General features: G+C 40.9%; 20 protein-coding genes and 1 pseudogene. 9 read left to right on the top strand and 12 right to left on the bottom strand.

What is annotated here, in order from left to right; translation table 11 throughout:
- Positions 1 to 191 precede the first annotated feature (191 nt).
- Complete coding sequence (locus ACERCF_RS09780; RefSeq protein WP_373611332.1) at positions 192 to 947, bottom strand: MlaA family lipoprotein; 756 nt, start codon at positions 945 to 947, stop codon at positions 192 to 194.
- Between the two features lie 154 nt (positions 948 to 1,101).
- Here ACERCF_RS09780 and metJ point away from each other — a divergent pair, with 154 nt between their 5' ends.
- Genes metJ through panF form a run of 3 tightly spaced genes read left to right on the top strand, consistent with a single transcriptional unit; the run spans position 1,102 to position 3,117 of the window.
- A complete protein-coding gene (gene metJ, locus ACERCF_RS09775) occupies positions 1,102 to 1,419 on the top strand; it encodes a met regulon transcriptional regulator MetJ (RefSeq protein ID WP_154703799.1) in 318 nt (105 codons plus the stop codon).
- 47 nt (positions 1,420 to 1,466) lie between these two features.
- Positions 1,467 to 1,697, top strand: coding sequence for a YhdT family protein (locus ACERCF_RS09770; protein WP_154703798.1), 231 nt, complete (start codon positions 1,467 to 1,469; stop codon positions 1,695 to 1,697).
- Positions 1,690 to 3,117, top strand: coding sequence for a sodium/pantothenate symporter (panF, locus tag ACERCF_RS09765; RefSeq protein ID WP_373625470.1), 1,428 nt, complete (start codon positions 1,690 to 1,692; stop codon positions 3,115 to 3,117). The genes ACERCF_RS09770 and panF overlap by 8 nt, the downstream gene beginning before the upstream one ends.
- 50 nt (positions 3,118 to 3,167) lie before the next feature.
- Here panF and ACERCF_RS09760 read toward each other — a convergent pair whose 3' ends face one another.
- Positions 3,168 to 3,398 (bottom strand): zinc ribbon domain-containing protein, encoded by a 231-nt coding sequence (locus ACERCF_RS09760; RefSeq protein ID WP_373625469.1) that lies wholly within the window; start codon positions 3,396 to 3,398, stop codon positions 3,168 to 3,170.
- 23 nt (positions 3,399 to 3,421) lie between these two features.
- Positions 3,422 to 3,760 (bottom strand): P-II family nitrogen regulator, encoded by a 339-nt coding sequence (locus ACERCF_RS09755; RefSeq protein ID WP_373611336.1) that lies wholly within the window; start codon positions 3,758 to 3,760, stop codon positions 3,422 to 3,424.
- A 216-nt stretch (positions 3,761 to 3,976) separates the two neighbouring features.
- Here ACERCF_RS09755 and dnaK point away from each other — a divergent pair, with 216 nt between their 5' ends.
- The 4 genes from dnaK to ACERCF_RS09735 all read left to right on the top strand — a co-directional run bounded on the left by dnaK (position 3,977) and on the right by ACERCF_RS09735 (position 9,328).
- Positions 3,977 to 5,875, top strand: a complete 1,899-nt coding sequence (dnaK, locus tag ACERCF_RS09750; RefSeq protein WP_373611337.1) for a molecular chaperone DnaK — start codon at positions 3,977 to 3,979, stop codon at positions 5,873 to 5,875.
- A gap of 120 nt (positions 5,876 to 5,995) precedes the next feature.
- Positions 5,996 to 6,298, top strand: coding sequence for a hypothetical protein (locus ACERCF_RS09745; protein ID WP_373611338.1), 303 nt, complete (start codon positions 5,996 to 5,998; stop codon positions 6,296 to 6,298).
- A gap of 132 nt (positions 6,299 to 6,430) precedes the next feature.
- Positions 6,431 to 7,570: a molecular chaperone DnaJ gene (gene dnaJ, locus ACERCF_RS09740; RefSeq protein ID WP_373625468.1), complete on the top strand. Its 1,140-nt coding sequence runs from the start codon at positions 6,431 to 6,433 to the stop codon at positions 7,568 to 7,570.
- 249 nt (positions 7,571 to 7,819) lie between these two features.
- The gene (locus tag ACERCF_RS09735) at positions 7,820 to 9,328 is read left to right on the top strand and encodes a catalase (protein WP_373625467.1); all 1,509 of its coding nucleotides are present in this window, start codon (positions 7,820 to 7,822) and stop codon (positions 9,326 to 9,328) included.
- Positions 9,329 to 9,399: 71 nt separating this feature from the next.
- Here the strand turns inward: ACERCF_RS09735 and ACERCF_RS09730 are convergent, their stop codons facing one another.
- The 7 genes and pseudogenes from ACERCF_RS09730 to rluC all read right to left on the bottom strand — a co-directional run bounded on the left by ACERCF_RS09730 (position 9,400) and on the right by rluC (position 15,791).
- Positions 9,400 to 9,621, bottom strand: a complete 222-nt coding sequence (locus tag ACERCF_RS09730; RefSeq protein WP_025235204.1) for a sulfurtransferase TusA family protein — start codon at positions 9,619 to 9,621, stop codon at positions 9,400 to 9,402.
- A gap of 19 nt (positions 9,622 to 9,640) precedes the next feature.
- Positions 9,641 to 10,666 (bottom strand): annotated as a pseudogene (locus ACERCF_RS09725) (YeeE/YedE thiosulfate transporter family protein).
- A gap of 112 nt (positions 10,667 to 10,778) precedes the next feature.
- Positions 10,779 to 12,113, bottom strand: a complete 1,335-nt coding sequence (locus ACERCF_RS09720) for a cation:proton antiporter (protein ID WP_373625466.1) — start codon at positions 12,111 to 12,113, stop codon at positions 10,779 to 10,781.
- Between the two features lie 110 nt (positions 12,114 to 12,223).
- The gene (dapE, locus tag ACERCF_RS09715) at positions 12,224 to 13,372 is read right to left on the bottom strand and encodes a succinyl-diaminopimelate desuccinylase (protein ID WP_373625465.1); all 1,149 of its coding nucleotides are present in this window, start codon (positions 13,370 to 13,372) and stop codon (positions 12,224 to 12,226) included.
- A 90-nt stretch (positions 13,373 to 13,462) separates the two neighbouring features.
- Complete coding sequence (locus ACERCF_RS09710) at positions 13,463 to 13,810, bottom strand: ArsC family reductase (protein ID WP_373625464.1); 348 nt, start codon at positions 13,808 to 13,810, stop codon at positions 13,463 to 13,465.
- Between the two features lie 23 nt (positions 13,811 to 13,833).
- The gene (gene folP / locus ACERCF_RS09705; RefSeq protein ID WP_373611344.1) at positions 13,834 to 14,682 is read right to left on the bottom strand and encodes a dihydropteroate synthase; all 849 of its coding nucleotides are present in this window, start codon (positions 14,680 to 14,682) and stop codon (positions 13,834 to 13,836) included.
- A gap of 146 nt (positions 14,683 to 14,828) precedes the next feature.
- Complete coding sequence (gene rluC / locus ACERCF_RS09700; RefSeq protein WP_373625463.1) at positions 14,829 to 15,791, bottom strand: 23S rRNA pseudouridine(955/2504/2580) synthase RluC; 963 nt, start codon at positions 15,789 to 15,791, stop codon at positions 14,829 to 14,831.
- A 102-nt stretch (positions 15,792 to 15,893) separates the two neighbouring features.
- Here rluC and ACERCF_RS09695 point away from each other — a divergent pair, with 102 nt between their 5' ends.
- Both ACERCF_RS09695 and rraA read left to right on the top strand, forming a co-directional pair.
- Positions 15,894 to 16,823: a mechanosensitive ion channel family protein gene (locus tag ACERCF_RS09695; protein ID WP_373625462.1), complete on the top strand. Its 930-nt coding sequence runs from the start codon at positions 15,894 to 15,896 to the stop codon at positions 16,821 to 16,823.
- 81 nt (positions 16,824 to 16,904) lie between these two features.
- Positions 16,905 to 17,402: a ribonuclease E activity regulator RraA gene (gene rraA, locus ACERCF_RS09690; RefSeq protein ID WP_373625461.1), complete on the top strand. Its 498-nt coding sequence runs from the start codon at positions 16,905 to 16,907 to the stop codon at positions 17,400 to 17,402.
- A 60-nt stretch (positions 17,403 to 17,462) separates the two neighbouring features.
- Here rraA and ACERCF_RS09685 read toward each other — a convergent pair whose 3' ends face one another.
- The gene (locus ACERCF_RS09685) at positions 17,463 to 18,176 is read right to left on the bottom strand and encodes a tRNA1(Val) (adenine(37)-N6)-methyltransferase (RefSeq protein ID WP_373625471.1); all 714 of its coding nucleotides are present in this window, start codon (positions 18,174 to 18,176) and stop codon (positions 17,463 to 17,465) included.
- Between the two features lie 48 nt (positions 18,177 to 18,224).
- On the bottom strand, positions 18,225 to 18,734 hold the full coding sequence (locus tag ACERCF_RS09680; protein ID WP_373625460.1) for a Dps family protein: 510 nt from the start codon (positions 18,732 to 18,734) through the stop codon (positions 18,225 to 18,227).
- Positions 18,735 to 18,756: the final 22 nt, after the last annotated feature.

Genomic DNA, 18,756 nt, shown 5'->3' with positions numbered 1-18,756 from the left:
TTCGGTTTTTGTGATGAAAGTTATCGGCTCTCTAAGCTACACAACGAAGTGCTTTCAAGGGACGAGACGAGATGCCGATAACGGGTTGTGTTGCTTAGTTTAACTCATTTGAGATATACAAGGGGTGGGTCTTGTGCCCGCCCGAATGTTAAGGATAAATTTAGGGCAGGCACAGGACCCGCCCCTACAGATTAATCAATATTTTTCAACTCTTCTTCAGACAGCTGTTCTTGCTGATTTGCTTCAACATTGCCATCTTTTACTTTGAATTCTAAGTTTTGGAAGTAGGCTTCACGGAAGGTTACATAAGGATCTTGTGCTTGTTCTAACAACGCATCTTGCTCCAGTAATTTAGAGCGAGTGTCGATACCTTGCACCACATATTTAGCTACCGACCAAGGCGTGCCAACGTAAGTAAGCACCGAGTACCCCGTTTCAACGGCACTACCAATGCCTTGACGTGGTGTGGTTGCACCGTAAGCCGGCACCATAATGTAAGAGCCGGAAGGCACACCATTTGCCCCTAAACTTTCGCCTAAGCCACGCTGCCCATTATCGAGGCGTAATCCATCATCTAGGCTAGCCCAGTCAATTAAACCACCTAAACCAAAGATACTGTTGATCCAGAAACGGTTGAAGTGAACCATTGCTTTCTTGCCTTCGCCTTCAAGTAAGCGGTTAATAAAACTCACCGGCTCATCTAAGTTATTTGCTACATTCACTAAACCTGTTTTAACTGGGCTTGGTACATAGTCTTTCCAGCCTTTTGCGACAGGTTTTAATACATAAGGGTCTAAATAGTCGTAGTTTACTTTCCACATTGCACGGTTGAAGCCTTCTAATGGGTCGTCTCGTACGCCTGTTTCAGGATTAATGCTTGAAGAACAAGCGGTTAAAACCGCCACGCTGAGTACAACAAAAAGTTGTTTTAATGATGATACTTTCATAAGTTTGCCTTTTGGGGAATAAATTGCGGTCATTTTAACGGAGTTCATTAAAAATACAAAATAAAATACGATTTCCTTTAGAAATCTAGACGTCTAGATTGTTATATGCTTCGCTTTTGATTACAATACAAGCAAATCATAAAGGAGTAATCAAATGGCAGATTGGAACGGTGAATATATCAGCCCCTATGCAGAACACGGCAAAAAAAGCGAGCAAGTCAAGAAAGTAACGGTTTCAATTCCAATTAAAGTATTGGAAATTTTAACCAATGAACGCACACGTCGCCAAATCAAAAACCTTCGTCACGCAACCAACAGCGAATTATTGTGCGAGGCTTTTTTGCACGCCTTTACCGGTCAGCCTTTGCCGAATGATGAAGACTTGATGAAAGACAGGGCAGATGAAATCCCTGAAGAGGCAAAACAAAAAATGCGTGAGCTGGGAATAGACCCGGACGAATGGCAATATTAGACACACCTCGCAACTGCGAGGTTCTTTTTATATTTTAAGGAGACTTTATGTATCAACAATTAACAACAGAAGCACGTTGGGCTGTGTTGCTTACGCTGATTTATCTGCTCGGCTGGGTAGGTTTTGCTTACTTTTCACCGCAAGGCAGAGGCATTTTCGGCTTTCCGATTTGGTTTGAACTTTCTTGCATTTTCTTACCCGTACTATTTAGCTTAATTGCCACTATTGTAGTGAAAAAAGTGTATAAAAATATCGATCTTGAGGTGAATAATGAATAGTGAAATGATTTTACCGCTGATTGCTTATTTAATTTTTGTGTTTGGCGTGGCGTTTTATGCTTACCGTAAACGCCAAGGTGGTAGTTTTATCTCGGAATACTACATCGGTGGGCGTTCAATGTCGGGTTTTGTGTTAGCAATGACAACCGCCGCCACTTATGTGGGGGCAAGTTCCTTTATCGGTGGGCCGGGTGCTGCCTATAAATACGGTTTAGGCTGGGTGTTACTGGCAATGATTCAAGTCCCTGCCGTATTGCTCTCACTCGGTGCATTAGGCAAAAAATTTGCCTTACTTGCCCGCAAGCACAATAGTGTCACCATTAATGATATGCTGCTTGCCCGCTATCAAAACAAATTTGTGGTTTGGATTGCAGGACTAGCCTTATTACTTTCCTTTTTTGCAATGATGACGGTGCAATTTATCGGTGCCGGTCGCTTGCTTGAAACCACACTCAGCATTCCTTACCAAACAGCGGTGATGATTTTTGCCGTGACTGTCGGGCTTTATACCTTTATCGGCGGTTTTAGAGCGGTTGTGCTAACCGATACCATTCAAGGCTTGGTAATGATGGTAGGCACAATCATTTTACTCGGCGGTGTGATTTATGCCGCAGGTGGGGTAGAAAATGCGATGAACACCCTTGAAGCTATTAACCCACAGCTTACCACCCCACACGGCATTGATGAACGCCCGCTTGATCTTACCTTTATGGCTTCATTTTGGGTATTGGTTTGCTTCGGCTTAGTGGGCTTGCCACATATTGCGGTAAGAAGTATGGCGTATAAAGACAGCCAGGCTCTGCATAAAGCGATGGTTATTGGCACTATCGTTATTGCAATTTTAATGTTTGGTATGCACCTTTCAGGCGTATTAAGCAGAGCGGTTGTGCCTGATTTAAAAGTGCCGGATCAGGTAATTCCGACCTTAATGGTACAAGTATTACCGCCTGTCGTTGCAGGTATATTCCTCGCTGCACCAATGGCGGCAATTATGTCATCTATTGATTCGATGCTGATTCAATCTTCATCAACTTTGATTAAGGATCTCTATTTAGCTATAAAACCGAATGCAATTAACAACGAGAAAAAAATTAAACTATTCTCCACCATTACTACCCTTACCTTCACGGTGTTTTTAATGTTTGCCGCACTGAATCCTCCTGATATGTTGATTTGGCTTAACTTACTCTCTTTAGGGGGGTTAGAAGCGACTTTCCTTTGGGTGATTGTATTAGGGCTTTATTGGGAAAAAGCAAATGCAAGCGGTGCCATCTGCTCTATGCTGTCAGGGTTAGCTTGTTATGTAGTAATGACTATATTTAAAATATCTGTTTTAGGCTTCCACGCAATTGTGCCTTCTTTAATAGTCGGGTTCATTGCGTTTATGGTAGGAAATAACTTCTCCAAAAAATGCCACTGATCAATTATTAAGATGCAGAACAGATGTATATCTTCCTCTGCATCTTGATATTAATTTGCAATAAGTGCTGCCACACTAATTACCGTTGCAAAAATACCTAGCCAAATTAATTGTAATTTTATACTTTTTTTATTTACTTCTTGATTATGTAGCCTACGTTGCTCTAATTTCTTTCGGTAAACATCTAAATCAGCTTCTTTGAATGAAAAGCCACAATGAGGGCAGCTGTCAATACTGTCACTAATACGCTTTCTGCATTCAGGACAACGGTGCAATGCCATAATTATTCCCTTATTTAAGAAGTCTAAAGTGCCTCATCATCAGTTTCACCCGTGCGAGTACGGATTACTTGTTCAATATTAGCAACATAAATTTTGCCATCCCCTACTTGCCCTGAATAAGATGCATTTAAAATCGCATCAATAACCGCATCGGTTTGGTAATTAGAAACCAATACTTCTATTTTAATTTTAGGGCGAAAATCAATCGTATTGATTTGAGAGAGTTCTTCTTCACTATGCCCGTATTGTCTGCCAAAGCCTTTTACTTCCGTAATCGTCATACCTTGAACATCAATTTCTGAAAGAGCATCTCGCACTTGGTCTAGTCTTGAAGGTTGAATAATGGTTGTGATAAGTTTCATATTATTTCCTATAAAGTTTTTTGAATAATAGCGTTTTGAGATATGGTTTGTAAATCGGTTTAAGGAGCTGCAAGCGGTCATTTTTTGCAAAAATTTTACAATTTTTTTATTTTTGCCCTTGAACCCGCCATTTTTGCCCCTATTTATGGTTTCGTCTGAACGAGAAAATAATCTCGTTTCTTTTTGAAACTGAATTTATAACTAGAGGAATCAAAAATGGGTAAAATCATTGGTATTGACTTAGGTACAACAAACTCTTGCGTAGCGGTAATGGATGGTGATAAACCACGCGTAATTGAAAATGCAGAAGGTGCAAGAACAACACCATCAATCATCGCTTACACTGATAAAGAAACTTTAGTAGGTCAGCCGGCAAAACGCCAGGCGATCACTAACCCGAAAAATACCTTATTTGCAATCAAACGTTTAATTGGTCGCCGTTTTACAGATGCAGAAGTACAACGTGATATCGAAATTATGCCGTTTGAAATCACTAAAGCAGATAATGGCGATGCGTGGGTAACAGTAAAAGGCGAAAAATTAGCGCCTCCTCAAATCTCAGCTGAAATCTTGAAAAAAATGAAGAAAACAGCAGAAGATTTCTTAGGTGAGCCGGTAACCGAAGCGGTAATTACCGTGCCTGCATACTTTAACGATGCACAGCGTCAAGCAACAAAAGATGCGGGTCGTATTGCAGGTTTAGATGTTAAACGTATCATCAACGAACCAACCGCAGCGGCACTTGCATACGGTTTAGATTCTAAGAAAGAGAACCAAACTATTGCGGTGTACGACTTAGGTGGTGGTACATTCGATATCTCAATTATCGAAATTGATAACTTTGATGGCGAGCAAACTTTTGAGGTGCGTGCAACCAACGGTGACACTCACTTAGGTGGTGAAGACTTTGACAACCGTGTCATCAACTACTTAGTAGAAGAGTTCAAAAAAGAACAAGCGGTTGATTTACGCAACGATCCAATGGCAATGCAACGTGTGAAAGAAGCAGCAGAAAAAGCGAAAATTGAGCTTTCTTCAGCACAAGAAACTGAGGTAAATCTTCCGTACATCACAGCAGATGCAACAGGTCCGAAACACTTAAACATCAAAGTAACACGTGCGAAATTAGAATCTTTAGTTGAAGATTTAGTAAACCGTTCATTAGAGCCGTTAAAAACAGCTTTAGCAGATGCCGGTTTATCAGTAAGCGATATCAACGATGTTATCTTAGTGGGCGGTCAAACCCGTATGCCATTAGTACAGAAAAAAGTGGCTGACTTCTTCGGTAAAGAGCCTCGTAAAGATGTGAACCCAGATGAAGCGGTGGCAATCGGTGCAGCCGTTCAAGGTGGTGTATTAAGCGGTTCTGTAACAGATGTATTGTTATTAGACGTTACTCCGCTTTCACTTGGTATCGAAACAATGGGTGGTGTAATGACAACCCTAATTGAGAAAAACACCACGATTCCAACTAAGAAATCACAAGTGTTCTCAACAGCGGAAGATAACCAATCCGCGGTAACAATCCACGTGTTACAAGGCGAGCGTAAACGTGCGGCGGATAATAAATCGTTAGGTCAATTCAACCTTGAAGGTATTAACCCTGCTCCACGCGGTATGCCACAAATTGAAGTAACTTTTGATATTGATGCGAACGGTATCATCAACGTGTCTGCGAAAGATAAAAACACAGGTAAAGAACAACAAATCAAAATTCAAGCATCTTCAGGCTTAAGCGATGAAGAAGTAGAACAAATGGTGCGTGATGCGGAAGCAAACGCAGAAGCAGATAAGAAATTTGAAGAGTTAGTTCAAGCCCGTAACCAAGCAGACGGTATTGCTCACGCAACCCGTAAGCAAATCACGGAAGCCGGCGATACGTTAAATGCAGACGATAAAGCGAAAATTGAAGCCGCTATTGCAGACTTAGAAACCGCTGCAAAAGGCGAAGACAAAGCGGAAATTGAAGCGAAAATCGAAGCATTAATCAAAGCATCAGAACCGTTAATGCAAGCAGCTCAAGCAAAAGCACAAGGCGGCGAGCAACCACAACAATCAGCAAAAGATGATGGCGTGGTAGATGCGGAATTTGAAGAAGTGAAAGATAATAAGTAATCTTCCGTAACTTGTAGGGGCGAAAATCTTTCGCCCCTTTTGTGTATTATTCTATCCTGGGGTAAATTGTAATTTGCCCTACAGAGAAACAAGCGGTCATATTTTAAGAAAATTTTACAAATGCTAAAACTCTACCCAACAACGGAAGCTGTGCAACCGCCGTTTTATAAAATATACGATCACAAAACTAACCGAACGGTTATTGCAACAGAAAAAGAAAACGATAGTACCCCAATCTTAATGGAAGATTTTGCGTGGTATGAGATCGTACCAACCACAGAAGAATTATTAATAGAGACTTGGAAAAATATTGAAAACCGTTCTAAGCAAGGATTGCTAAAAAGAGCTTATACCACCGATTTTGAAAAACATTTAGCGAACGGAAAAGTAGAAATTTATATTGCGGTGAATCCGCATTGTTAGTTTTGATAGCGCAAGCGTCCACGCTTGTGCTTTGAACAGCATTTGGCACAAGCGTGGATGCTTGCGCCATCTTAGTTAATTATGACAAGCGGTCATTTTTTATAAAAATTTTGCAAAAATAACGGAAAAACTATGGCAAAGAAAGATTATTACGAAGTGCTTGGACTGTCTAAAGGGGCGAGCGAGCAAGACATCAAACGAGCTTATAAACGTTTGGCGGCTAAGCATCACCCTGATAAAAATCAAGGTAGCAAAGAGTCAGAAGAGAAATTTAAAGAAATTACAGAAGCCTATGAAGTGCTGACCGACAGCGAGAAAAAAGCGATGTACGACCAATATGGACACGCAGCTTTTGAACAAGGCGGCGGCGGTGCTGGCGGATTCGGTGGTTTTGGTGGCGGTGGCTTCGGCGGCTTTGAAGACATCTTCAGCGAAATGTTTGGTGGTAGTTTCGGTGGCGGTGGTCGCCGTCAGCGTGTGGTGCGTGGCGATGATTTACGTTACGACATCGAAATCACCCTTGAAGAAGCCGTAAAAGGTTGTAAGAAAGATATTCGTATTCAAACGTTGGCGGAATGTGAGACTTGCCACGGTTCAGGGGCGGAAGCAGGGAGCAAGGTGGAAACCTGTTCTCACTGTCACGGCTCTGGTCGTATTCGCCGTCAGCAAGGTTTCTTTGTAACAGAAGCGGTTTGTCCGAGTTGTCACGGCACAGGAAAACGCATTGAAAAACCTTGTCATTCTTGCCACGGCGATGGACGTGTTCAGAAAGCGAAAAACTTATCTGTTACCATTCCGGCAGGTGTGGATACCGGCAATCAGCTTCGCTTATCAGGTGAAGGTGCTGCAGGTGAGAACGGCGCTCCGGCAGGCGATTTATACGTTGTTATCCACGTTAAAGAACACGATATTTTTGAGCGTGATGGTTCAAACTTATATTGTGAAGTGCCAATCAGCTTTACCCTTGCAGCATTAGGTGGCGAAATTGAAGTGCCAACCTTAGATGGTAAGCTCAAACTGAAAATTCCCGCAGAAACTCAAACAGGCAAACTATTCCGTGTGCGTGGTAAGGGCGTGGCAAGTGCCAGAGGCGGCTACACCGGCGATTTAATCTGCAAAGTGGTTATTGAAACCCCGGTGAATTTAAACGAAGAACAAAAAGCACTCCTTCACCAATTTGAAGAAAGTTTAGAGGGTAAAGCACAACACCGCCCAAAACACGAAGGCTTTTTTGATGGCGTGAAGAAATTTTTTGATAATTTAGGGAAATAAATCCACCATCTTATTGATTAAAAAGTACCTGTCTCAGATAGGTACTTTTTTCTTTATACATTTGCAAAAAATTTACTAAAATCAGCCGCTTGTATCACACCTATAAATAGGTGACAATTATAATCAGCTATTAAACAGCAAATTTTAATAGTCCTAAATTATCGAATTAATAGATTGCGAAAAAAAACCTGATCTCTATAATCAATACTCGAATTGATTACCTATCTTACTTTTTATGAGGATTCTATTATGTCAAAATGTCCTGTTGTACATTTAACAAGAAACAACGGTGCACCTGTTGTTGATAACCAAAACAGCTTAACTGCTGGTCCACGTGGTCCATTATTAGCTCAAGATTTATGGTTAAACGAAAAATTAGCTAACTTCGTACGTGAAGTGATTCCTGAGCGTCGTATGCACGCTAAAGGTTCCGGTGCATTCGGTACTTTCACCGTAACTAATGACATCACTAAATATACTCGTGCTGCAATCTTCAGCCAAGTTGGTAAAAAAACTGAAATGTTTGCTCGTTTCACAACTGTAGCGGGTGAGCGTGGTGCAGCAGATGCTGAGCGTGATATTCGTGGTTTCGCATTAAAATTCTATACTGAAGAAGGTAACTGGGATATGGTTGGTAACAACACGCCTGTATTCTTCCTACGTGATCCACGTAAATTCCCGGATTTAAACAAAGCAGTTAAACGTGACCCTCGTACCAATATGCGTTCTGCAACAAACAACTGGGATTTCTGGACATTATTACCTGAAGCATTCCACCAAGTTACTATCGTAATGAGTGATCGTGGTATCCCTGCTTCTTACCGTCATATGCACGGCTTTGGTTCACACACTTACAGCTTCATCAATGCTGAAAATGAGCGTTTCTGGGTGAAATTCCACTTCCGTACACAACAAGGTATCAAAAACTTAACAAACGAAGAAGCAGCTGCAATCATTGCAAACGATCGCGAAAGCCACCAACGTGATTTATACGAAGCAATCGAGCGTGGTGATTTCCCGAAATGGAAAATGTATGTGCAAATTATGCCTGAAACTGATGCAGACAAAGTACCATACCACCCATTCGATTTAACAAAAGTATGGCCAAAATCAGACTACCCATTAATTGAAGTAGGTGAGTTTGAATTAAACCGTAACCCAGAAAACTTCTTTGCTGATGTTGAGCAATCTGCTTTCGCACCAAGCAACTTAGTACCGGGTATCAGCGTGTCTCCAGACCGTATGTTACAAGCTCGTTTATTTAACTATGCGGACGCTCAACGTTACCGTTTAGGTGTAAACCACCACCAAATCCCTGTAAACGCACCACGTTGCCCGGTACACAGCAACGCACGTGATGGTCAAGGTCGTGTGGACGGTAACTACGGTAGCACAATCCACTACGAACCAAACAGCTTCGGTAAATGGCAAGAACAAGCTCAATACGCTGAGCCACCACTAAAAATCAGCGGTGATGCAGCACACTGGGATTATCGTGAAGATGATTCAGACTACTTCAGCCAACCACGCGTATTGTTCAACAATATGAGCGATGAGCAAAAACAAGCATTATTCAACAATACTGCTGCAGGTATGGGCGATGCGTTAGATTTCATCAAATACCGTCATATCCGTAACTGCTATGCTTGTGACCCAGCATATGGTGAAGGTGTTGCTAAAGCATTAGGTATGACTGTTGAAGATGCAATCGCAGCTCGTGCAACAGACCCAGCATTAGGTCAGCCAGGTTTACTATAATTCCTGATTAAATATTACATAGAAAAAGCTCTACGAAAGTAGAGCTTTTTTATTACTTAGTATTTGTAAAATTATTTAACAACCGTAATTTCCCATAGTGCATCGCCAATTTGCTGGTAATCGGTTACCTCATAACCTTCTTCCTCTGCCCAGTTTGGAATAGCTTCTGTTGCTTGTGTGCAATCGAATTCAATTGTTAAGCTATCGCCTTTATTTAATTTTGCCATAGCTGCTTTTGCTTCTACTAAAGGAAATGGGCAAACAAGCCCTGAAGCGGGTAAACGTACATTCATAGTCATAACTCCTTAAAAATTAACCTTTTAAACGTTGTGGGCGAATAATAGTAAAATACGCACCAACCGATGTGCCTAAAATCATAATAGGCAATGAAATCCAACCTTGCCAAGAGAAAAGGCTGTTTCAACCAAACCATTACCGATAGAGCAACCACCAGCAAGACTTGCACCAATCCCCATTAATGCACCGCCGCCTGCACTGCGTAACATTGTAGTTGTATCTGGCACTCTAAAGCGAAATTCATTTGAGAATTTTGCGGCAATAAATGAGCCAATTAAGATCCCTAACACTAAGAAAACACCCCAGTTAATGAATTTATCATCGCCAAATACAATGTATTGAATAATGTTTGCACTCGGTGTGGTAATGCCTAAACCAAAATTTCTCCCTGCAGCATTACTTAACGGCCACGCTAATAATGCAATCAAACCAACTAATACCGCTGTTACAAATGGGTGCCAAAGTTTTTCAAATAGAATATGGGCTAAGCCTGTTTTGCGTGGTTTTAAGGCAATAGTTTTGCCTCTTGGCTTTCTTAAATGAGGAATAGTTAATATTAAAGTAACAGCAGTTAAAATAAAGACTAAGATCCAAGGTGGAATACCAAAGGTTTCGTGAATAGTGCGTTGTTCAATAACATTACTTTTTAGTTCTTGATTAATAGGGGATAGTACACCTGTTCTCATTGAAGCGGAAAACAGCCCATAAACAATTAAGGCGACCCAACTACCAATTAACCCTTCACCGGCACGATACCAAGTTCCTGTTGCCCCCCCTGCATAGATAATACCAATGCCGAAAAGAAATGCCCCAATAAGTACGGCAAGTAGCGGTAAGCTTTCCGCAGGAGACTCAAAAGAACCAGCCTCATATAACAACCAAATGCCGATAGATTGCACTGTAATTGCAATTAGAAGTGCCACAAACATTCGGCTGCTTTTCGTTACATAGAGATCACGAAATGCCCCTGTAATACAGAAACGTCCTCTCTGTATTACAAATACCGAGTAGGAAACCACATAATAGTCCTGTTAATAACATAAAAAATACCTCCTAAAAATTAATTTAGGAGGTATTAAGTACAAAGCCGTCTAGAAAGCTAATAATCTTTAGCAAGACAATATTTCATTTCGTTATATAAAATGTATGCTAGCTAAATATGTGGAATTACATCATCTGAACCGCCGAGTTTATTTAATGCGACCCGTCTTGGATCAACCATTTTTGCTTTTTTAATCATTGGCTCAACGGTTGAACCTTGTACTAGAATGGAGAAAGTGACGACCGCATAGGTCATCAACAAAATCAAATCTCGCACATCAAGATTGCCTTCTGAACTAGAGATCATCGCAGAACCCGTTGGTACGGCAAGTGCCATTGCTAATGCTAAACCACCTCGTAAACCGCCCCACGTCATAATTTTTAAGGTGTAAGGGTTATAGGTGCGGAAACGTTTTAACACTTGGTATGGAATCCATAAGCTGATATAGCGAGAAAGCAAACAGATTGGAATAGCTGCAAGCATCAGCACACCGCCAATAAAGGTAAAATCAACCAAGAGTGTACTTAAACCGATAAGTAGGAACAAGAGATAGTTAAGAGAATGGTCGATCATTTCCCAAAAGTGGTCGAGGTATTTTTGGCTCTGTTCGGAAAAACCTGAACGGCGTGTCCAGTTACCAATCATAATCCCTGCTACCACCATTGTTAATGCACCTGAAACGTGCAAGTAATTCGCAATCACAAAGCCAACAGTTGGAATAGTGAGCGTGATTAAAATCTCAAGGCTTCCGTCATCGGTTGCCGAAATAAATTTATGGGCGATAAAGCCTGTTAATAAGCCAAATAAAATACCGCCTACCGCTTCTTGTAAGAACAACCCCACTACCCCACCAAATGTCGGCTCTTGCCCACCGAATGCCACAGCAAAAATGGTAGTAAAAATCACTAAACCGATACCATCGTTGAATAAAGACTCGCCCTCAACGTGCATAGAAAGGCGTTTCGGCGCTTTTAGGCTTTTGATAATTGCAAGCACGGCTATCGGGTCTGTTGGTGAAATGAGCGAGCCAAATAACAAACAGTAAACAAAGGCAATATCTAAACCACATAATCTGGCTATAAGATAAATTAAACCGCCGATTAAGAAAGTAGAAATCAAGGTAGAAATTAACGCATATACCGCTATTTCACGATGTTGCTCTTTCATTAACGGAAGTTTAATGCCTAGTGAACCTGCAAAAAGCAAGAAGCCTAGCATACCGTTTAATAAGAAACTTTTGAAATCAAGCTGTTCGAAAATAGAAATGGCAAGTTGATCAACGTTAAACCAGCCAAGAGAACCGAAGGTAAGAATAAGGAGAGAACCAATAAGAGCAGAAGCAGTAATCGCAATGGTAGTTTGAATATTTTCATTTATTTTCCTTGTAAAAAAGGAAATAAACATTGCAAGCCCAAATAGCAAGCAGATATAAGAGTAAAGCTGCATAAAATTTTCCTGTAAATATAAAAACTGGCAGCTAGTGTAAACGTTATTTTGTGGAATATCTATATAAAAAATAGGCAGAGTGATTATTGATTATTCTCTGCCTATATCTGTTATCTTCTGATAAGGAGTTTCTCTAAAATGTGGTGATAAACCTCACCACATTTGGCTAAATCTTCCACGCTCACACACTCATTCACTTTATGAATAGTGGCGTTGAGAGGTCCAAACTCCACCACTTCTGTTCCCATTAAAGCAATAAATCTGCCGTCTGATGTACCACCGCCGGTATCTAAACGAGGTGTAATTTTTGTCACATTTTCGACCGCTTGCACTGCCGCTTCTACCAGTCTTCCATTACCTGCAAGGAAAGGCTTGCCCGATAAATTCCAGCTAATACGGTATTTCAAACCGTGTTTTGCTAACATTTCCGCCACTTTAGCTTTAATGATTTCATCGGTTACTTCAGTGCAATAACGTAAATTAAACTGCACATAAAGTTCGCCTGGAATGACATTATTGCTGCCTGTACCGGCTTTAATATTTGCTACTTGTAAGCTGGTTGGTGGGAAAAATTCGTTGCCGTTATCCCATTGGTATTGAGTTAGCTCAGTTAAAAAGCCAAGTGAGGTATGCACTGGGTTTTCCGCTAAATGTGGATAAGCAACGTGTCCTTGAATGCCCTCGATATAGAGCTCTGCCGTAATTGAGCCACGTCTGCCGTTTTTAATCACATCGCCCAGCACTTTACTGCTAGACGGCTCTCCCACTACCGCATAATGCACGGCTTCGTTACGAGCCATTAAGGTTTCGACCACTTTTACCGTGCCATCTTTTGCTGCAGCTTCTTCATCAGAGGTGATCAGCAACGCGACTTTACCTTTGTGATTAGGGTTATTTTTCACAAAGGTTTCGGCAGCCACCACTAATGCAGACAGCGATCCTTTCATATCAGCCGCCCCTCGCCCATAAAGCATTCCATCAACAATTTCAGCCGAAAATGGCGGATATTGCCATTGGCTTTCTTCACCCACAGGCACAACATCGGTATGCCCTGCAAAGGCAATACAAGGCTCATTTTTACCATTTTCCGTGCCGTGAGTTGCCCACATATTCAAGGTATCGCCAAACGGCAACCATTCAATTTGGAAGCCCACTTTACTTAAGCGCTCAGCAATTTCCTGTTGGCAGCCTTTATCTTTTGGGCTAATAGAATCACGGCGGATTAGGTTTTGAGCGAGAGAGATAATTTCGTTTTTCATAAGATTACAAGCGGTTGTTTTTTGTGAGATTTTTACCAATGCTCTCTCCCCTTGTGGGAGAGGGTAAGTAATAGGTTATTTTTATGTTTATTAGCTAAACGCAGCCATATACTCTTTTTCATTAAACCCAAGCAAGACAATGTCATTTTGAATCACAATCGGGCGTTTAATGAGAGTTGGTTGCTCGGTTAACACTTTTAATGCGGTTTCACGGTTAAGATTATTTTTAATCGCATCATCTAAATTTCGCCAAGTGGTGCTACGTTTATTGACTAAATTTTCCCAGCCGAATTTTGCTTCCATTTCCGCTAACCAATCAGCATTCAAACCGTCCATACGGTAATCGTGAAGTTGTGGGTTTTGGTTGTTATCTTCCAACCATTTCAAGGCTTTTTTCACGGTATCGCAATTTTTAATACCATAAACTAATGTTGTCATTTTTACTCCTAAAAATCCTAAAATTAATTATCTGCGTCAATCGTAGCCTGCCAAATTTTCAGCATATCGGCGGTTTCCGCCACATCGTGAACACGCAAAATTTTTGCCCCATTCTGCACAGCAATCAAGGCAGCAGCCACAGAACCAACCACACGTTGCTCCACAGGTTTATCTAACACCGCCCCAATCATCGACTTACGAGAAAGCCCCGCAAGCACAGGAAAGCCAGAATCTACAAAGGCTTTAAAATGTTTAAGTAATTGATAATTGTGCTTCACCGTTTTACCAAAACCAAAGCCCGGGTCTAAAATAATATGCTCTTTGGGAATGCCTGCCGTAATACAAGCAAAAATCCGTTGATTTAAGAAATCCGCTACTTCTTCCAATACATCATCATATTCTGGATTTTGTTGCATATTTTGCGGATTACCTTGCATATGCATTAAACAGACGGGTAGCCCAAGCTCAGCCGCCATTTCTAGGGCATTTGGCTCAGTTAAAGCTCGGATATCATTAATCATATCCATACCCACTTTTGCCGCTTGCCTAAATACTTCCGCTTTGGAGCTATCGACTGAAATCAAGCAATCAAAACGGCTGTGAATGGCTTCCACCACTGGCACAACACGCTCAAGCTCTTCTTCTAGTGTTACAATCGCTGCATTCGGGCGAGTAGATTCCCCGCCCACATCAATAATGCTTGCCCTTTCATTGAGCATTTTCTCAACTTGGAACAAGGCTTTATCGAGGGAGAAAAACTTGCCCGAATCTGAGAATGAATCAGGCGTGAAGTTTAAAATCCCCATAATTTGTGGCTTGGTTAAATCTAACAAGCGGTCATTTTTTTGAAAATTTTTAAAATGGATTTGCATTGCTTTTTTATAAATAATGATCGTATGTAGGGGTGGGGCCGGTGCCCACCCGTAAATTAATATCCTATGCAGACAGGCACAGGACCTGTCCCTACTGATATAGAACTTGACAACCCTACTAATAAAAGGAAAGAGGAAATAATAATCTACTTCTCAGCTCTTAACTTTGCCAACACGCCTTTTAAGGTTTTATCTAACGTTGCGGTAATTACCATCTCTTCCCCCGTTTTTGGGTGTTCAAAACGAATGAAATAGGCGTGTAGAAATAAGCGATGTAAACCGGCTTCTTTCATTTTGCTGTCGAAATCGCTATCGCCATATTTATCGTCTAAAGCGATTGGGTGTCCTGCATATTGGGTGTGAACACGGATTTGATGTGTTCTACCCGTAACAGGTGAGGCTTTAACGAGAGTTGCATTCGTATAACGCTCTTCAATGCTAAAACGAGTTTCAGAAGGCTTGCCTTCTTCGCTCACTCGTACAATTCGTTCGCCACTTGCCAATTCGTTTTTTAATAGTGGGGCTTTAATCACTTTGGTATGAGCCTGCCATTGCCCTCGTACTAAGGCTAAATAATCTTTTTGCACCACTTTTTCACGCAGTTGCTCGTGGAGTGAACGCAATGCGGAACGTTTTTTGGCAACTAACAAAATGCCTGAGGTATCACGGTCAATGCGATGAACCAGCTCTAAAAAGCGCGCTTGCGGACGTAACGCTCTTAACGCTTCAATCACACCGAAACTCAAGCCACTTCCGCCGTGCACCGCAATGCCCGATGGCTTGTTAATGACGAGCATCGAATCATCTTCATACAGAATTTGGCTTTCTAGCTCTGCCACTTTATTTAATTTAGTGGAGATCTGCGGTTCGTTTTTCTCCGCTACACGTACAGGGGGTACACGCACTACATCATCCGCTTGCAGTTTGTATTCAGGCTTAATTCGCCCCTTATTTACTCGCACTTCGCCTTTACGCACAATGCGGTAAATCAAACTTTTCGGTACGCCTTTAAGTTTTACCAATAAAAAATTATCTAAACGCTGCCCCGCTTCATCTTCACTAATCGTGAAAAATTGAACGCTGGCACTAATTACTTTTTCTGTTGCCATTCTTTTGTCTTTTAGGGAAAATATTGCCCTAAATTCTAACACAAAACCGCTAGCCTATTAGCCGGTTGGCTAAATTTTTCATTTTTATTTTAAGGAACCAATATGACGAATAAAACCGTAGAACAAGTAGTTGAAGCCACTCCCAAAATTGATGTCGTCGCTCAAACAGGCGAAGTGATCAATAAAGTCAGCAATATGAATTTAAACACGATGCTTAATGAATGGATTATTCCTTATGGCACGAAAGTTCTTCTTGCGATTGCTATCTTCGTTATCGGTAAATTTCTTGCTCAAATTATCAGTAAATTACTCGGTAAAGCTGCATTAAAATCTACTAGAGATGAAATGCTACAAAGTTTCATCAAATCTATTAGCTATTTCTTACTGCTATTAATTGTTGTGATTGCATCACTTTCACAATTAGGTATTAATACCAGCTCGCTGGTTGCCTTAATCGGTGCGGCAGGTTTAGCGATTGGTCTATCACTACAAAACTCATTACAAAACTTTGCAGCCGGTGTGATGTTATTAATCTTCAAACCGTTCCAAAAAGGCGATTTTATTGAAACCGGAGGAATGTCCGGTACGGTTGAGCGAATGGGGATTTTAGTATTAGAACTTCGTACCGGTGATAATAAAACCTTGCTTATTCCAAATGGTAAAGTATTTTCAGACAGCATTGTAAACTACTCAAACAATCCTACTCGCCGTATTGATTTTACCTTTGATATTTCCTATGAATCTAACTTAAAAGAAGCAAAAGAGATTATCCAACGTATTTTAGAAAACAATGTTTATGTGTTAAAAGAGCCTGCTCCTGTTGTAGCAGTGGGTGCTTTAGCGGCAAACAGCGTACAGTTGGTGGTTCGCCCTTGGGTGCAAACCCCAAATTACTGGGCAGCTTATTGGGAAATTATCGAACAAGTTAAATTAGCCTTTGGTGAAGCAGGTGTATCTATTCCGTATAACCAAATGGAATTACACATTAAAAGTGGCTCGTTAGACAGCAAAGAGCAAGAAAAACGAGCGTAAGCGGTCTTTTTTAATAAAATTTTGCAAATTTAACGCTAAGGTTTATACTCTAACTAAATGACTTAAGAACAGGAGCATATTATGCGTATTGATACCTCTGAGCTTTGCGATCTTTATTCCGACCAAGTTGATGTTGTTGAGCCGATTTTCTCGAGCTTCGGGGGGGCTTCATCATTCTTCGGTAAAATTACCACAGTAAAATGTTTTGAGAGCAACGGTTTAATTGCCGAAGTGCTGGAAGAAGAGGGCGAAGGGCGTGTGTTATTAGTTGATGGTGGCGGTGCAGTTCGCCGTGCATTAATTGATGCAGAGCTGGCTCAACTGGCGATGGATAACGGCTGGGAAGGGATTATCGTTTATGGCGCTGTTCGTCAGTTAGATATTTTGGAAAGATTAGATATCGGCATTCACGCACTTGCTCCAATTCCAGTAGGAGCTGATAACACCGATATTGGTGAGGTGGATACTCCTGTTAATTTTGGCGGCGTAACCTTCTTCCCTGAAGATTATGTTTATGCTGATTTAACCGGCATTATTCTTTCACCAGAATTGTTAGATTTAAACGATATTAGCGAATAAATTTGCAAAAACCTTCCGAAAACCGACCGCTTGTATGGTCGGTTTTTTATTTCCTACCCATTAAAAATTTAAATAAAAATCTTGAGTAAGCTGTTTAAATTCAGCGGTGTAGTGATTATTCAGATCATAAATAATCAACACTTTTTGCTCACAAGCGGTCTTTTTTTCTGAAAAACTAACAATTTGTCGTTTAGCGGTTTTACCGACTTTGGTATAAATATGCCATTGTTCGGTGCAACACAAGCCAATTTCGGGGCTTTGTAAAATGAGTTTTTCTGCGGCTTCCGTAGGTAAAATCATAGTAATGCTGCCATTCTCCGCCAGCCAGCTTTTTGCTTGGTAGAGCCAATCAAAATGACTCGAGCTATTCACGGAGCGGGCCAAATCTCGCTCTTCGGTTCTCGCTGCTAGAGAATCTTCAAAGTAGGGTGGATTACTGACAATTAAATCAAATTTCTGATCAAACTGTTGTTGCATTACATCGCCTTGTAAAACCGTAATACGATTTGCCCACTCAGAACTTTTAGCATTTTCGACCGCTTGTTGGTAAGCACTTGTCTCAACTTCTAGTGCGGTAATTTGGCAGTTTCTATTTGTGCGTTGGGCAAGCATTATCGCAATTAAGCCCGAACCTGTGCCTAAGTCTAAGATTTGCTGAACATTTTTAACCTGAGCAATTGCCCCAAGCAAAATACCATCAGTATTGACCTTCATTGCGCATTTATCGTGCTGAATAAAAAATTGTTTGAATTGAAAACCGTTCGACATAGTGATTAAAAAATAAAACCCCGATAAATATCGGGGTTGAAACCATAAAAATTATTATGAGTTACAAGAACAACCTTGTGCGTAGTCTGAACATTCTGCACAAGCTGCTGTGAACATCCACACTAATTTTTCTTGCTCTTTGATGTAATCACTCATTTGAGAGGCTGTACCTTCATCATCAGCATCATTTGCAAGAGCTAGGATTTCACGTTGCTGAGTTAAAAGTACTTTGAAGCCGTCTAATGTGCCTCTTAAACACTCTTGAGCAGCTGAAACACCAATATGCTCTTTAATTTGAGAACGTGTTAAGTATTGGCTGAACGCGTTGTTTGGTGTATGACCTAAGGTTAAAATACGCTCTGCAATTTCATCTACTTTAGACACTAAATCATCATAGATCTCTTCAAATTTTGCGTGTAATTCAAAGAAGTTTACACCACGAACGTTCCAGTGGTAACCGCGTACGTTAGTGTAAAACACTTGATAGGTTGCTAATAAACCGTTTAATTCATCTGCTAATTTTTTTGCGACTTCTTTATCTAAACCGATATTTGACATTGCCATAATATACTCCTGTTATTAATAA

Source organism: Mannheimia kashgarensis, from assembly GCF_041807705.1.
In the GTDB taxonomy this organism is placed as follows: domain Bacteria; phylum Pseudomonadota; class Gammaproteobacteria; order Enterobacterales; family Pasteurellaceae; genus Mannheimia.
This window is presented reverse-complemented; position numbering and strand designations above follow the sequence as displayed.

Excerpts from the sequence above, each read along its gene's own strand:
- ACERCF_RS09780 (WP_373611332.1), bottom strand. The coding sequence starts at position 947 with ATGAAAGTATCATCATTAAAACAACTTTTTGTTGTACTCAGCGTGGCG.
- metJ (WP_154703799.1), top strand. The coding sequence starts at position 1,102 with ATGGCAGATTGGAACGGTGAATATATCAGCCCCTATGCAGAACACGGC.
- ACERCF_RS09770 (WP_154703798.1), top strand. The coding sequence starts at position 1,467 with ATGTATCAACAATTAACAACAGAAGCACGTTGGGCTGTGTTGCTTACG.
- panF (WP_373625470.1), top strand. The coding sequence starts at position 1,690 with ATGAATAGTGAAATGATTTTACCGCTGATTGCTTATTTAATTTTTGTG.
- ACERCF_RS09760 (WP_373625469.1), bottom strand. The coding sequence starts at position 3,398 with ATGGCATTGCACCGTTGTCCTGAATGCAGAAAGCGTATTAGTGACAGT.
- ACERCF_RS09755 (WP_373611336.1), bottom strand. The coding sequence starts at position 3,760 with ATGAAACTTATCACAACCATTATTCAACCTTCAAGACTAGACCAAGTG.
- dnaK (WP_373611337.1), top strand. The coding sequence starts at position 3,977 with ATGGGTAAAATCATTGGTATTGACTTAGGTACAACAAACTCTTGCGTA.
- ACERCF_RS09745 (WP_373611338.1), top strand. The coding sequence starts at position 5,996 with ATGCTAAAACTCTACCCAACAACGGAAGCTGTGCAACCGCCGTTTTAT.
- dnaJ (WP_373625468.1), top strand. The coding sequence starts at position 6,431 with ATGGCAAAGAAAGATTATTACGAAGTGCTTGGACTGTCTAAAGGGGCG.
- ACERCF_RS09735 (WP_373625467.1), top strand. The coding sequence starts at position 7,820 with ATGTCAAAATGTCCTGTTGTACATTTAACAAGAAACAACGGTGCACCT.
- ACERCF_RS09730 (WP_025235204.1), bottom strand. The coding sequence starts at position 9,621 with ATGAATGTACGTTTACCCGCTTCAGGGCTTGTTTGCCCATTTCCTTTA.
- ACERCF_RS09720 (WP_373625466.1), bottom strand. The coding sequence starts at position 12,113 with ATGCAGCTTTACTCTTATATCTGCTTGCTATTTGGGCTTGCAATGTTT.
- dapE (WP_373625465.1), bottom strand. The coding sequence starts at position 13,372 with ATGAAAAACGAAATTATCTCTCTCGCTCAAAACCTAATCCGCCGTGAT.
- ACERCF_RS09710 (WP_373625464.1), bottom strand. The coding sequence starts at position 13,810 with ATGACAACATTAGTTTATGGTATTAAAAATTGCGATACCGTGAAAAAA.
- folP (WP_373611344.1), bottom strand. The coding sequence starts at position 14,682 with ATGCAAATCCATTTTAAAAATTTTCAAAAAAATGACCGCTTGTTAGAT.
- rluC (WP_373625463.1), bottom strand. The coding sequence starts at position 15,791 with ATGGCAACAGAAAAAGTAATTAGTGCCAGCGTTCAATTTTTCACGATT.
- ACERCF_RS09695 (WP_373625462.1), top strand. The coding sequence starts at position 15,894 with ATGACGAATAAAACCGTAGAACAAGTAGTTGAAGCCACTCCCAAAATT.
- rraA (WP_373625461.1), top strand. The coding sequence starts at position 16,905 with ATGCGTATTGATACCTCTGAGCTTTGCGATCTTTATTCCGACCAAGTT.
- ACERCF_RS09680 (WP_373625460.1), bottom strand. The coding sequence starts at position 18,734 with ATGGCAATGTCAAATATCGGTTTAGATAAAGAAGTCGCAAAAAAATTA.